Here is a 13,469-nt window from a genome sequence, read left to right on the forward strand (position 1 = left end):
CGCAGCGGGCATCTACGGCCCGGATGAAGTCGCCAATCAGGCGAAAGAATTCGAAACTGAAACCTCAGTTATATCAGCCGAGCAGATCGGCATAATCAGGTAAGCGCCGGTGGAGTCATGATCTTACTCACCCTCCCTGGTATCGGTCTCTACTGTTCCGCCCAAGCTATCCGCTTGAACGGTAAGGCGTTTCCGATGCTCGCTCACTTCACCTCGATGTCGATTACTGTAAGACGAAGCCTGCTCCCCTTTCACAGAGCTGTCAAGAAAATCGCATGCTGCACCGCAGCGCCATTCGGAGGGCCTCCAACGGCAGTCTCCGAGCGGTCGGGGGCTGGCCTTTTGCCGGGGGCGAACCCACCTTGTGGGCATGCCGGAACACGATGAGAACACATGGGGCGGACGGGTCGCGCGGTATGCGCGGGTCGGCACCGCCGTTGGCGGGCTGGCCGCGCGGCTGGCGGGCGAGCGCGTGCTGGGAATCCGCGTGGAGCGGGAACGTCACGCGGCCGAACTGCGGGTGGCCTTGGGCGGGCTGAAAGGGCCGCTGATGAAGGTGGCGCAGATCCTCTCCACCATCCCCGACGCCCTGCCGAAGGAATACACCCAGGAACTGGCACAGTTGCAGGCCGATGCGCCGTCGATGGGCTGGCCCTTCGTCAAGCGGCGGATGGCGAGCGAGCTTGGGCCCAACTGGCAGTCGCGCTTCCAGAGCTTCGAGCATACGGCCGCCGCCGCCGCGTCGCTGGGACAGGTGCACAAAGCCATCGGGCCGGATGGGCGGGAGCTTGCCTGCAAGCTGCAATATCCCGACATGGCTTCGGCGGTGGAGGCCGACCTGCGGCAGCTCGGCCTGATCTTCGCGATCTTCGAGCGGACCGACAGCGCCATCTCCACCCGCCAGATCCAGAAGGAGATCGGCGCCCGCCTGCGCGAGGAATTGGATTACGAACGGGAGGCAAAGCACGCCCGCCTTTATCAGTCGATGCTGGCCGGCACACAAGGCGTCCATGTGCCGGACGTGGTGCCGGAGCTGTCGACCAGACGGCTGTTGACCATGGGCTGGGTGCATGGACGCCGGATTCTCGACTTCGTCGCCGAGCATCCCGAGGCCCGCGACGAGTTGGCAATGAACATGTTCCGCGCCTGGTACGTGCCCTTCTACAATTACGGCGTCATCCACGGCGATCCGCATTTGGGCAATTACACGGTCCGGCCCGACCGCTCGATCAACCTGCTCGATTTCGGCTGCATCCGCGTCTTCAGGCCCAGCTTCGTCAAGGGCGTGATCGACCTCTACAACGCGCTGCGCACCGACAACCGCGAGCAGGCGGTGGAGGCCTACCGCACCTGGGGCTTCGTCAACCCCTCAAACGAGCTGGTCGACGTGCTGAACATCTGGGCGCGCTTCGTCTATGCCCCGATCATGGAAGACCGCCAGCGCAAGATCGAGGAGACCAACGGCGGCCACTACGGCCGGGAGACGGCGGGCAAGGTCCATGCCGAGTTGCGCCGCGTCGGCGGCGTGGAAATCCCGCGCGAGTTCGTCTTCATGGACCGCGCCGCCGTCGGGCTGGGCTCGGTCTTCCTGCATCTTAAGGCGGAGCTGAACTGGTACCAGATGTTCCAGGGGCTGATCCGCGACTTCGACGTCGATGTGCTCACGGCGCGGCAGAGCGCAGCGCTGGCAGCACAGGGGTTGCCGCAGGCGGAGTGAGGGAGGGGGCATAAGTTCGCAGCCCCCAAACCCTTCCCATCCGCCTACCGTTCAGTCTATAGCTTGCCCCTCCCATGAAGACCGCCGATTTCGACTTCGACCTGCCGCCCGACCGGATCGCCGAGCATCCCGTCCGGCCGCGTGACGCCGCCCGCCTGCTGGAGGTGGGCCCGACCTCGTGCGACCTCCCCTTGCGCGACTTCATCGTGCGGGACCTGCCGACGCTGTTGCGGCCGGGCGACCTGATGGTCGTCAACGACACCCGCGTTATCCCTGCCCGGCTCGACGGCCGACGCGGCGAGGTGGCTGTCGAGATCACGCTGCACAAGCGGTTGGGCGAACGGGAATGGGCGACCTTCTCCAAACCCGGCAAGCGGCTGAAGCCCGGCGACACCATCGTCATCGCAGACGATTTCAGCGCCGAGGTGATCGCCAAGGACGGCATGGAGGTGCGGCTGCGCTTCTCCGCCGGCGGGGCGGCGCTGATGGAGGCTCTGCACCGCCATGGCCGGATGCCGCTGCCCCCCTACATCCGCCGCAAGGCCGACGAGGGCGACAATGCCGATTACCAGACCGTCTTCGCCACCCGCGAAGGCGCCGTCGCCGCCCCCACCGCCGGCCTGCACTTCACGGCCGACCTGCTGGCGGCGCTGGACGCGCGCGGGGTGCGGCGTGTGCCGGTCACCCTGCATGTCGGCGCCGGCACCTTCCTGCCGGTGAAGGCCGACGACATCGCCGACCACAAGATGCACAGCGAGTGGGGAGAGATCTCTCCGGAGACCGCCGCCGCGGTGAACGAGACGCGCAAGACCGGCGGCCGCATCGTCTCGGTAGGCACCACGGCGCTGCGAATCCTGGAGACGGCAGGCCTACCGGACGGGACGCTGGTCCCCTTCAGCGGCGACACCGACATCTTCATCACCCCCGGCTACCGTTTCCGCATCGTCGATCTGCTGTGGACCAACTTCCACCTGCCGAAATCGACCTTGTTCATGCTGGTCTGCGCCTTCGCCGGCTATGACCGCATGCGGGCGGCCTATCAGCATGCCATCGATAGCAACTATCGCTTCTTCAGCTACGGCGACGCCTCGCTGCTGCACAGGACGGACCCATCATGACCGGCATCGGCTTTGACCTTCTGGCGACCGACGGGCGGGCGCGGCGCGGCCGCGTGACCACCGCTCACGGCACCATCGAGACGCCGGCCTTCATGCCGGTCGGCACCGCCGCGACGGTGAAGGCGATGACCACCGACGCGGTGGCCTCGACCGGCGCGGAAATCCTGCTGGGCAACACCTACCACCTGATGCTGCGCCCGACGGCGGAGCGGGTGGCGCAGTTGGGTGGCCTGCACCGCTTCATGAACTGGGACAAGCCGATCCTGACCGACAGCGGCGGCTTCCAGGTGATGAGCCTGTCCGATCTGCGCACCATGTCGGAGGAGGGCGTCACCTTCAAATCGCACCTCGACGGCAGCCGCCATCACCTGACGCCGGAACGCTCGATCCAGATCCAGCACATGCTGGACAGCAACATCACCATGTGCCTGGACGAGTGCACGCCCTTCCCGGCGACGGAAGCCCAGGCCGAATCCTCCATGCGCCTGTCGATGCGCTGGGCGCGGCGCAGCAAGGACGCCTTCGTCGAGCGGCCCGGCTACGGCCTGTTCGGCATCGTCCAGGGCAGCGTCTATCCGGAGCAGCGGGCGGAGAGCGTCGCCGCCCTGACCGACATCGGCTTCGACGGCTACGCCATCGGCGGGCTAGCGGTCGGCGAGGGCCAGGAGACGATGTTCCGCGTGCTGGACTTCACCGAGCCGCTGATGGTCAAGGACCGCCCGCGCTATCTGATGGGCGTCGGCCGGCCGAGCGATTTGATCGGTGCGGTGCGGCGCGGCGTGGACATGTTCGACTGCGTGATGCCGACCCGCTCTGGTCGCACCGGACAGGCCTTCGTCCGAAGCGGCACCATCAACATCCGCAACGCCCGCCATGCCCATGACGAGCGTCCCCTCGACGCCGAATGCAGCTGCCCGGCTTGCCGCAGCTACAGCCGTGGCTATCTGCATCACCTGTTCAAGGCGGACGAGATGCTGGGGCCGATGCTGCTGACCTGGCACAACCTGCATTACTATCAGGACGTGATGCGGACGATGCGGCAGGCCATCGAGAACGGCAACTTCGAAGAGGTTGCCAGCGCCATGGAAACCCGCCTGAACGAGGGCGACATCGAGGCGACGGTGGACCCCATCGCCAAGCCCGGCAAGCCGCCGAAGCAAGGCCGCCCGCCGAAAGCCGAGCGGGTGGCGGAGGAGAAGACCGATGACTGAGAACATCTATGCCGGCCTGACCCAGCTCGGCGGCTCCACCGTCCAGCCGAAGACCCCGGAAGAGGCGGTGCTGGAGCGGGTGCCGAACCCCAACCCCGGCACCCCCTACTGCGTGCGCTTCACCGCGCCCGAGTTCACCTCGCTCTGCCCGATCACCGGCCAGCCCGACTTCGCCCATCTGGTCATCGACTATGTGCCCGGCGACTGGCTGGTCGAATCGAAGTCGCTGAAGCTGTTCCTGACCAGTTTCCGCAACCACGGCGCCTTCCACGAGGCCTGCACGGTCGGCATCGGCAAGCGGCTGGTGGACGAGCTGTCGCCGGAGTGGCTGCGCATCGGCGGCTATTGGTATCCGCGCGGCGGCATTCCCATCGATGTCTTCTTCCAGACCGGAGAGCCGCCGAAGGGCGTCTGGATCCCGTCGCAGGACGTTCCGACCTACCGTGGCCGCGGCTAAGCCCGCCCTGCCGTCTTCCGCTGACCCGGCGCGGCTGCGGGAGGCCATCCGCGACCGCGCCTTGGCGGTGGGTTTCGACGCAGTGGGCTTCGCCCCCGCCGCCCTGGGGCCGGAGGCGCGCGAACGGCTCACCCGCTTCGTCGCCGAGGGCCGGCACGGCGACATGGGATGGATGGCCGAGCGCAGCGACCAGCGCAGCCATCCGCAATCCCTGTGGGACGAGGCGCGCACCGTCATCGCGCTCGGCACCAGCTACGCCCCGCACGACGACCCGCGCCGGCTGGCGGAGCATCCCGACCGCGGCATCGTGTCGGTCTATGCCCGCAACCGCGACTACCACGACCTGATCAAGGGGCGGCTGAAGACACTGGCCCAATGGCTGGCGCATCAGGCCAAGGCCGGGGTGAAGGTGTTCGTCGACACCGCGCCGGTGATGGAAAAGCCGCTGGCGGCGCAGGCCGGGCTGGGCTGGCAGGGCAAGCACACCAATCTGGTTTCGCGCGACCATGGTTCCTGGCTGTTTCTCGGCGAGATCTATACGACGCTGGACCTGCCGCCCGACCCGCCGGGACACGACCGTTGCGGCTCCTGCGACCGCTGTCAGATCGCCTGCCCGACCGCCGCCTTTCCGGCGCCCTACCAGCTCGACGCCCGGCGCTGCATCAGCTATCTGACCATCGAGCATAAGGGGCCGATCCCCGACGCGCTCAAGCCGCTGATGGGCAACCGCATCTATGGCTGCGACGATTGTCTGGCCGCCTGCCCCTGGAACAAGTTCGCCCGCGCGGCGAGCGAGCCCGCCTTCCTGCCGCGCGCCGAACTGACCGCACCACGGCTGGGGGACTTGGCGCAGCTGGACGATGCCGGCTTCCGGCAGGTGTTCAGCGGCTCTCCGATCAAGCGCATCGGCCGCGACCGCTTCGTCCGCAATGTGCTGGTCGCCATCGGCAACAGTGGCGATCCGTCTCTGAAGCCGGTGGCGGAGGCTCTATGTCAGGATGCCAGCGAGGTGGTGCGTGAGGCGGCCAGTTGGGCGGCGGATCGGTTGAGCTGCGCGACAAGCGCAGATGCCTGAGTGACATCTCCTCCATGCGAGCGCATGCTCCGCTCGCCCTGTTGCCGCCAATGCTGTTGCGTTATCATCCCTGGGTAAGCGTGCCTGTCGAATGATCCCGGGATTTTGATCGCAGCGGCCCGCGGTATCACCCGCCATCGAACGAGTGGAGACCGGCCGTCGCATTTCCCCTGCCACATCATGAGTACGGACCGGCCCAGCCGGAAGAACTGAGCGCCGTTGCGCGGCTGGCGCGGCTCGGCTTCGGACTGTCGCGCGATCTGTTCGACCGCTATGCCGATCTGTTCGGCATCGACAGCATCCGCGTTCTGCGCGTTCCCCGGGCCACCGGCACCACTCTGGCCGCCTGTGCCGCCTTTTGGATGATGAACCAGTGGTTCGGCGGACGGCCGGTCCCGGTTCAGGCGATCGCCATGGTGGCGGTCGATCCTGCCCTGCGCGGCGCCGGCCATGGCAGTGCACTGATGCGGGCCCTGCTGATGGAGGGACGCGAAGCCGGGGCGGCGCTGGCCCTCCTCTGCCCGGCAACCCTCCCCTTCTATCAGCGGCTCGGCTTCGGCCGCGGCGGCGTCACCTGCCGCTGGAGCGCACCGCCGACGGCCTTCGCGCAATCCGGTACCGGCGCAAGCAACCTCCGGTCGGGCAATCTCTGGTCGGCGGACCCGCTCGACGCGGCACCGCTGGCGATGCTCCGCCGCCCTCTGCTGATGGAGCAGAACGGCCTGCCGGAACGGACCGAAGCGCTGTGGACGCTCGCCCTCTGCCCGGACGGCGAGCCGGCCGACCTCTACCGCAACGAAGACGGCTACCTCGCGGTGACGCCGCCTCGGGACCGGCGGCTTGCCGTCGCCGATCTCTGCCTGCCCTCGGCTCGGGCGCTGAAATCAGCCATGGCCCTGCTGGCCGGATTCCAGGCCCAGGTCGACCGGGTGACATGGCGCGGCGGCTCCGACGATCCTCTGGCTCTGCTGGGCGGCGACGGCGTGGCGCTGGAATGCCGCGAGGAGTGGCTGATCCGTCCGCTCGATGTCGGCAAGGCATTGGAGACACGAGGCTATCCCACAGGCTTGGAAGAGTGCGCCACCCTTGAGCTGAAGGACGAGTTAATCTCCGGCAATTGCTCATCATACCATTTTCAGGTTGTACCTTCAGGTGGGATTATCTCCAAAACAGCGCAAGTCCCTGAACCGCCGGCAAGGATGGACACTGCCGCCTTCGCTAGTCTGTTCACAGGGCATGCAAGCGCTCGCGCATTGTGGCGCGCCGGTTTGCTTCATGGTGAAGAAAAGATGATCGACCGTTTGGACCGCGTATTTTGCGGCACATCAAGCTGGATGCCGGACCGCTTCTGAAATAAGCGGGTTTCCTGACCTGAATCAAACCGGACATTAACCGACCTGTGCTTCAATCTCCCCAACGATAGGGAGAAGAGCGTCGCCGGTAGGCGATGCCATCGGGGAGTTCTTCATCCATGACGATCGGAACGCGGATTGCGCTTGGCTTCGCCGCCGTGCTGCTCCTGACGGTTGGCGTGGCGTTCGTCGGCTGGAACAGCCTGAGCACCTACGCCGAGCGTGTCGATCTGGAGGCCCATACCGCCGACCTCGACACCAGACTGAAATCGGTGCGGCTGGAGGAGGCGCGCTTCGTCACCGAACGTGATGCCAAGGCCGCAACCACTGTTCCGGGCATGCTGGACTCCTTGCAGACCGAAGCGCAGCAGACGCGCGCCGCCCTGACCGATGGCGAGGGACGCCGCCTGCTGGACGAGGTGCTGTCGGGCATCGATGGCTATCGCGCCGCCTTCAACAACTTCGTCGCCCAGGACGGCGAGGCGCATGCCCGCACCGCCAGCATGGAAATGCGCGCCCGCGCCCTGCGCGAGATCGCCGAGAAGATCGGCAAGCAGCAGTCGGAGCGCTATGACCTGAACATGGCCAGCAAGCGCGATGCCGACACCGAGCTGCGCCACAGCATGGACACGGCTGAGCGTGCCAACCGCGTCATCGAACGGGTGCTGGAGGTTCGGCGCCAGCAGAGCGAACTGCGCCGCGCTCCCGATCAGGCACTGGCTGATCGGATCGTGGCGGAACTGGACGAACTGGTGCAGGTCACCGATACGGTCGCCAAGGATCTCATCGGTACGAACGACGAAGAGTCCGCCGCTCAGATCGCCGGCGATTCCCGTGCCTACCACGACACCGTGCGCGCCCTGCACGGCAAGGGGATCACCGCACTGACCGAGGTCGGCGTGGCCGCCGGACTGGACGAGGCGGCGCGTGGCGTGCAGGAACGCGCCGTGGAGCTGCAGAAAAATCAGGCGATGGTGACCGAGGCACTGACCGAAGCCTCCAAATACGCCCAGAGCGAGGTGAACGAGGCGGTGATGCTGCGCGGCATGGCGATGCGGCTGGTGCAGGACGCCCAGTCGGCAATGCTGGCCCAGCGCGATTTCCTGCTGACCGGTTCCGCCGACGCCAAGGCCGGGGCGGCGGCCGCGGTGAAGGAAATCCTGGAGATCGCCGGGCAGGCCGGCGCCGTTTTGGTCGACCGGGAGGGGCGTGCGCTGATCGCCGCCATCACCGAGGCCGCGCGCGCCTTCGACTCGGAATTCGCAGCGCTGTCATCCGCCGTCGCCAAGCAGCACGATGCGTCGACGGCGATGGCCAAGGCATCCGCCGCGGTCAGCGGTCAGGTCGGCCGACTGGTAACCCTGCAGCGCGAGGACCGCGAAACCGGCCGCGCCAGCGCCGGAATGGTGATCGCGGTCGGGGCGGCGGTGGCGCTTCTGCTCGGCGCGCTGATGGCCTGGATCATCGATCGCGCCATCACCCACCCGCTGCACGCCATGACCGGCGCCATGGGCCGGCTGGCCGAAGGCGACCTGAGCGTCGATATCCCCGGTGGCGACCGCAAGGACGAGCTGCGCAACATGGCCGCCGCCATGACCATCTTCAAGGACAACGCCCTGGAGATGCGGCGGATGGAGCGCGAGCGCGAGGAGATGCGCGTCCAGATCGACGCCGACCGCCGCCGCACGATGAACGAGTTCGCCAACGGCTTCGAACAGGCGGTCTCCGGCGTGGTGACGTCGCTGACCGAATCGGCCAGTTCGCTGGGTCGCGATGCGCAGGAGATGTCGTCGGACGCGGCCCTGACCACCGCGAAGTCGACTGCCGTCGCCACCGCTTCGCAGCAGGCGACCGCCAACGTGCAGACCGTCGCCGCAGCGGCGGAACAGCTGTCGGCGTCCATCGCCGAAATCTCCCGCCAACTCAACGCCAGTTCCGCCACGGCATCGGGGGCCGCCGACAAGGCGGTGCAGACCAACAGCATCGTCGAGGGGCTGTCGCATGCTGCCGAGCGGATCGGTCAGGTCGTCGGCCTGATCGGCGAGATCGCCGAACAGACCAACCTGCTGGCGCTCAACGCCACCATCGAAGCGGCACGCGCCGGCGAGGCCGGCAAGGGCTTCGCCGTCGTGGCGACCGAGGTGAAGAACCTCGCCGGCCAGACCGCCAAGGCGACCGAGGAGATCTCCGCCCAGGTGGCCGAGATGCAGACGGCCACGACCAGCGCAGTGGATGCCATCCGCATCATCTCGGACGCAGTGACCGCCATCAGCGGCACCGTCACCAACATCGCCCACGAGATGGAACAGCAGGGCAGCGCCACCCGCGAGATCGCCCAGAATGTCCAGCAGGCGGCCGAGGGTACCCAGCAGGTGATGCGCAACATCGCCGAAGTGACCACCGCCGCGACCAAAACCGGCGGCGCCGCCGATGCGGTGCTGGACGCCAGCCGGACGCTCGCCACCCAGGCCGACCGTTTGCGCGGCGAGGTTCAGGGCTTCCTGAACAAGGTCCGGACGGCCTGATTTTTCTACAGGGGGGCGTCCAGCGCCCCCTGTCAGGCTGCTGCGGCCGACCAGCGCCGGATCGGCGCACGGGACAGGGCAGAATTGCCGTAGGCTCGCAAGGTGGTGACCTCCGCGCCGATCCAGTCCGGCAGCGGTACCGTCTGGTCGGGGGTGTCCAGTTCTACTTCCGCGATGACGAGGCCGGCATTTTCGCCGTGAAAGACGTCGATCTCCCAGCACAGGCCGTCCTGGCAATGGCGGTAGCGGGTCTTTTCGATCAGCCGGCCTTCGCAGCCGTGGCGCAGAAGCTGGCGGGCGAAATCCAGCGTCAACGGATGCTCCACCTCGTCCCGGCAGGCGCCTCGCTTCAGCGACTTGATGGTGAGGGTGGCTCGGTCTTCCGCGATACGGACGCGGACCGTGCTGACGCCGTCGGACGGCAGATATCCCTGGACGATTCGGACGCCATCCCGGCAGAGATACCGGACATCCTTGCGGACGAGAAAGCGTCGCTCGATTTCCAGTGCCATGGTCAGGCCCTTCGGACGAACTCGCCGACGACCCTAGCCGAAAGTCCCTGCCGGCTTCAACCTTGCTGCCCTGTGCCCGACGCAACCGAGACTGCATGCACCCGCATTATGACGTGACGATCGGTCGCAAGCGATCCGGGATTGATGCTATCGTCGGCCGATGAATGCCGATCTCTCCGCGGCCATCCCCTGGCTGGTCCTGTTCGCTTTCTATGGGTTGCCGCTTCTGCATGTGGCGCTGTCACGCCGGGGCGGCGGCTGGCGCCCACCGGCCGGGTCGCGCTGCCCCTTCGGGCCGCGCGCCGGATGGCTGGTGATGGTGCTGATGCTGGGGCCGGTCGGATGGCTGCTGTTCGCGCTCCGCCGGCCCCGCCGCGCATCAAATCGATAGATCAGGCCGATAGTCTGGCCGTCAGGTTACGGCTCAGAGCCGGCCCATCAGCAGCAGAACGATCAGGACGATCAGCAGCACGCCAAGGATGCCGCTGGGGCCATAGCCCCAGCCGCGGCTGTGCGGCCAAGCCGGGACGGCACCGAGAAGCAGCAGAATCAGGATGATGAGCAGAATCGTGCCGAGCATGGCCTTCTCCCTTCTGGTGGAGCCTTTGTGACGGACAAGCGGAACCTCAACGGCATCCTCTGGACTTTGTTCCTGTCCGGCCCGAACGTGACGGTTCGCCACCACCAAGGAGGGATGCCGCTCCACCGGCTCCCCCCGAACGCGACGCCGCTGATCTTTCGGCGAGTTCACGCCTGTTGACGGACGGCGCAGGGCCGCTTAGGCTCCCAGCCATGAACGTGCATCACCTCGACGGCATTCTGCGAATTAGCGGCCCGGTTCTCCTTTGAGAGCCGGGGATTTCGCTCGTCCATTCCGCAGAACCGTCTGAAGGCCCGATCACGCCATGTCCAGCACCGTGAACACCCACGCCGTCAACACCGCTCCTGCGTCCGCCTCGGATGCGCGGGCCATTGCACCCGGCCGCCGGGTCGTCTTTGCCCTGGTCGCCGACGCCGATCCCGGCACCCTCCCCCGCGTTCTGGAATATGTTGCCAAGCGCGGACTGGTCCCGCTGGCGCTGCACAGCCGGCTGACCGGCGATATGCTCGACATCGTCCTGGAGGTCGGCGACCTGCCCCAGGCGGAAACCGACCATATCGGCCGCTGCCTGGGGCAAATCCCGATGGTGGCGCGTGTTACCGTGACCGAACTGGCTGCGAAGGCTGATCCAGGTGCCGAGCTGGTCGCAGATTTGGTGGCGGCAGAATAGGGAAAGGGGAAGCCGGTCAGACCGGCTTCCGTACCTCGCCTTCGGAAGTCGCTGCTTCCGTGGCTTGCGACTCCGTCTCCTGCGCGTCGGGCGCCTCTTCCCCGATCTCCGTCCGCATCAGTTCCGCGGCCCGTTGCAGCTTGCGGAACTGGGCGATGGAGAATGGCAGGCTGACCATATAGGCGATGCCGACGATGGACAGCGTCCACCAGGGCTGGCTGACCATCATTGCCGCCAGCAGGCCGACACCGGCCAGCGCCGGCACCACCCAATGGGCTGGAACCTGGGCGCCCTTGAAGGAGAAGGTCGGCAGGGTGCTGACCATCAGGCCGCCGATCAGCAGAGTCCACGGCACGATGACCGCAGGATGTCCGGGGAACTGCGGTCCGATCTCGAAGCCCAGGATCATCGGCAGCAGGACGAGGCCGGCGCCGGCCGGCGCCGGCACGCCGGTGAAGTAGTTGTAGGCCCAGGGCGGCAGGTCGACGACGCCGAGCCGCGAGTTGAAGCGGGCCAGACGCAACGCGCAGCACACGGCATAGGCCATGGCGGCGATCCAGCCCAGGCTGCCGGCACCGTTCAGACCCCACAGATACATCATGAAAGCCGGGGCGACGCCGAAGCTGATCGCATCGGACAGGCTGTCCAGTTCCGCCCCGAACTTGCTCTGCCCGTTCAGCAGGCGGGCGATCCGGCCATCCAGTGCATCCAGGATGGCTGCGATGACGATAGCGATGACCGCAGGCTCCCACCGCTCCTGCATGGCGAATCGGATCGCCGTCAAGCCGGAGCAGAGCGCCAGCACCGTCAGCACGTTCGGCAGCAGGTGGTTGATCGACAGCCCCTTCAGCCGCGGGTGCGGCCGGCCGGGGCGACGGGCACGGCGCGGGCGGAAGATCTGCTGGCGGAAGACGGGCGGCCGCTTCATCGCCGCACGTCCCCCTGCCGTTGCGGCTCGGTGCCGTTCAGGTCAGCCAGGATGGTCTCGCCACCGATGGCGGTCTGGCCGACGCAGACCAGCGGGGCGACGCCGTCCGGCAGATAGATATCCGTGCGGCTGCCGAATCGGATCAGGCCGAACCGCTCGCCCGCCTTCACCTCCTGCCCGGCCTTGACCCACCACAGGATGCGGCGCGCCACCAGACCGGCGATCTGGACATAGGCGATCTCGCGCCCGTCCGGCAGGCGGTGGCGGAAGGCCATCCGCTCGTTCTCGTCGCTCGCCTTGTCCAGTGCGGCGTTGACGAAGGTACCCTTGTGGTATTCGGCCGCCACGATGGTGCCGTCGGCCGGCACGCGGTTGACGTGGACGTTGAAGACGTTGAGGAAGACGCTGATGCGGGTCAATGCCTTGTCGCCCATGCCCAGTTCCTTGGGCGGAACCGCCTGGACGATCATAGTCACCCGCCCGTCGGCCGGGCTGACCAGCAGGCCGGGCCGCGTCGGCGTCACCCGATCGGGATCGCGGAAGAAATAGGCGCACCACAGGGTGAGCACCAGACCGATCCAGCCGAGCGGCGCCCAGACGGCAAGACCCAGGATCAGGGAAACCACCGCGAATCCGGCGATGAAGGGCCAGCCGGCACGATGGATGGGGACGACGACGGTATCGATGGCGGACATCGCCTGCTTTCTTCGTATTTTCAGACCACAGCGAACAGCCATTCTAGCTGTGCGTTGCATGCCTTTACAGAATTTTAGCGGCCGGGGCCCATGCTGTCGTCTCCGTCGCCCCAGAAGCCGAGCGTGCCGCCTTGTCCGTTCCCGATCTGAAGACCATTCAATCGCTGGCCGAAGTGCCGGACGGCGCCCTGCCGATCAACCCCGGCTCGATCGAAGTGACGCCGGAAGGCGTTCTCGGCATCGCCAAGCCGCCCCGCCCCTGCAAGCTGACCTTCATGGCCGACGGCCTGCCCTTCAACGTCGCGGTGCGGCATGAAAGCGACGAGGAAGGCGGCGGGTCGATCTGCCAGATTTGGGCCGACGTCGGCCATGTGCCCTACACCGCCCAGGCCCCGGAACGCCGACGCGCCCTGCTGGCCGTCCTGCGCGGGATCGAGGGGCTGCCGCATGTCCGCTTCATCGTCCAGGGCGGACAGAAGATCATCCTGTTCTCGGAAATCCGGCTGGAACACCACGCCTCGCCCGAGGACCTGTTCCACCAGACCATCCTGGTCCTTCAGGAAGCGCGTCCGTTCCTGCGGCTGCTGGGCGAGTATCTGTAAGGCGGG

The 13,469-nt window shown here is 66.9% G+C and carries 14 protein-coding genes; 10 read left to right on the plus strand and 4 right to left on the minus strand.

Going from position 1 to position 13,469, the window contains the following annotated elements; translation table 11 throughout:
• The first annotated feature begins 370 nt into the window (after nt 1-370).
• The 7 genes from J2848_RS06560 (at nt 371) to J2848_RS06590 (ending at nt 9,455) form a co-directional block, all read left to right on the plus strand.
• Entirely contained in the window at nt 371-1,717 is a 1,347-nt protein-coding gene (locus J2848_RS06560; RefSeq protein WP_149229926.1) for an ABC1 kinase family protein, read from the plus strand.
• Between the two features lie 74 nt (nt 1,718-1,791).
• Entirely contained in the window at nt 1,792-2,835 is a 1,044-nt protein-coding gene (gene queA / locus J2848_RS06565; RefSeq protein ID WP_149229925.1) for a tRNA preQ1(34) S-adenosylmethionine ribosyltransferase-isomerase QueA, read from the plus strand.
• Complete coding sequence (gene tgt / locus J2848_RS06570; protein ID WP_149229924.1) at nt 2,832-4,046, plus strand: tRNA guanosine(34) transglycosylase Tgt; 1,215 nt, start codon at nt 2,832-2,834, stop codon at nt 4,044-4,046. Before queA ends, tgt begins: the two co-directional genes overlap by 4 nt.
• Nucleotides 4,039-4,503 carry a preQ(1) synthase gene (gene queF, locus J2848_RS06575; RefSeq protein WP_149229923.1) on the plus strand — a complete coding sequence of 155 codons (465 nt, stop codon included), beginning with the start codon at nt 4,039-4,041 and terminating at the stop codon, nt 4,501-4,503. Before tgt ends, queF begins: the two co-directional genes overlap by 8 nt.
• Nucleotides 4,490-5,578 (plus strand): tRNA epoxyqueuosine(34) reductase QueG, encoded by a 1,089-nt coding sequence (queG, locus tag J2848_RS06580; protein ID WP_149229922.1) that lies wholly within the window; start codon nt 4,490-4,492, stop codon nt 5,576-5,578. Before queF ends, queG begins: the two co-directional genes overlap by 14 nt.
• A 170-nt stretch (nt 5,579-5,748) precedes the next feature.
• Nucleotides 5,749-6,930 (plus strand): GNAT family N-acetyltransferase, encoded by a 1,182-nt coding sequence (locus J2848_RS06585; protein ID WP_281288540.1) that lies wholly within the window; start codon nt 5,749-5,751, stop codon nt 6,928-6,930.
• Nucleotides 6,931-7,049: 119 nt separating this feature from the next.
• The gene (locus tag J2848_RS06590; protein WP_149229921.1) at nt 7,050-9,455 is read left to right on the plus strand and encodes a methyl-accepting chemotaxis protein; all 2,406 of its coding nucleotides are present in this window, start codon (nt 7,050-7,052) and stop codon (nt 9,453-9,455) included.
• A 32-nt stretch (nt 9,456-9,487) separates the two neighbouring features.
• Here the strand turns inward: J2848_RS06590 and J2848_RS06595 are convergent, their stop codons facing one another.
• The gene (locus J2848_RS06595; RefSeq protein WP_149229920.1) at nt 9,488-9,967 is read right to left on the minus strand and encodes a CYTH domain-containing protein; all 480 of its coding nucleotides are present in this window, start codon (nt 9,965-9,967) and stop codon (nt 9,488-9,490) included.
• A 160-nt stretch (nt 9,968-10,127) separates the two neighbouring features.
• On the opposite strand from J2848_RS06595, the gene J2848_RS06600 reads away from it, so the two are divergent.
• A complete protein-coding gene (locus J2848_RS06600) occupies nt 10,128-10,358 on the plus strand; it encodes a hypothetical protein (protein ID WP_149229919.1) in 231 nt (76 codons plus the stop codon).
• 33 nt (nt 10,359-10,391) lie between these two features.
• On the opposite strand, the gene J2848_RS06605 is transcribed toward J2848_RS06600, so the two are convergent.
• Nucleotides 10,392-10,547, minus strand: coding sequence for a DUF3309 family protein (locus tag J2848_RS06605; protein WP_014248375.1), 156 nt, complete (start codon nt 10,545-10,547; stop codon nt 10,392-10,394).
• A 325-nt stretch (nt 10,548-10,872) separates the two neighbouring features.
• Here J2848_RS06605 and J2848_RS06610 point away from each other — a divergent pair, with 325 nt between their 5' ends.
• On the plus strand, nt 10,873-11,238 hold the full coding sequence (locus J2848_RS06610; protein WP_149229918.1) for an ACT-like domain-containing protein: 366 nt from the start codon (nt 10,873-10,875) through the stop codon (nt 11,236-11,238).
• A gap of 16 nt (nt 11,239-11,254) precedes the next feature.
• Here the strand turns inward: J2848_RS06610 and J2848_RS06615 are convergent, their stop codons facing one another.
• Together J2848_RS06615 and J2848_RS06620 are read right to left on the minus strand one after the other, a co-directional pair.
• Nucleotides 11,255-12,166, minus strand: a complete 912-nt coding sequence (locus tag J2848_RS06615; protein ID WP_149229917.1) for a CDP-alcohol phosphatidyltransferase family protein — start codon at nt 12,164-12,166, stop codon at nt 11,255-11,257.
• Nucleotides 12,163-12,861 (minus strand): phosphatidylserine decarboxylase, encoded by a 699-nt coding sequence (locus J2848_RS06620; RefSeq protein WP_244560841.1) that lies wholly within the window; start codon nt 12,859-12,861, stop codon nt 12,163-12,165. The genes J2848_RS06615 and J2848_RS06620 overlap by 4 nt, the downstream gene beginning before the upstream one ends.
• A 131-nt stretch (nt 12,862-12,992) precedes the next feature.
• Here J2848_RS06620 and J2848_RS06625 point away from each other — a divergent pair, with 131 nt between their 5' ends.
• A complete protein-coding gene (locus J2848_RS06625) occupies nt 12,993-13,463 on the plus strand; it encodes a hypothetical protein (protein WP_149229916.1) in 471 nt (156 codons plus the stop codon).
• Nucleotides 13,464-13,469 lie beyond the last annotated feature (6 nt).

The organism is Azospirillum lipoferum (genome assembly GCF_024170005.1).
Lineage (GTDB): Bacteria > Pseudomonadota > Alphaproteobacteria > Azospirillales > Azospirillaceae > Azospirillum > Azospirillum lipoferum.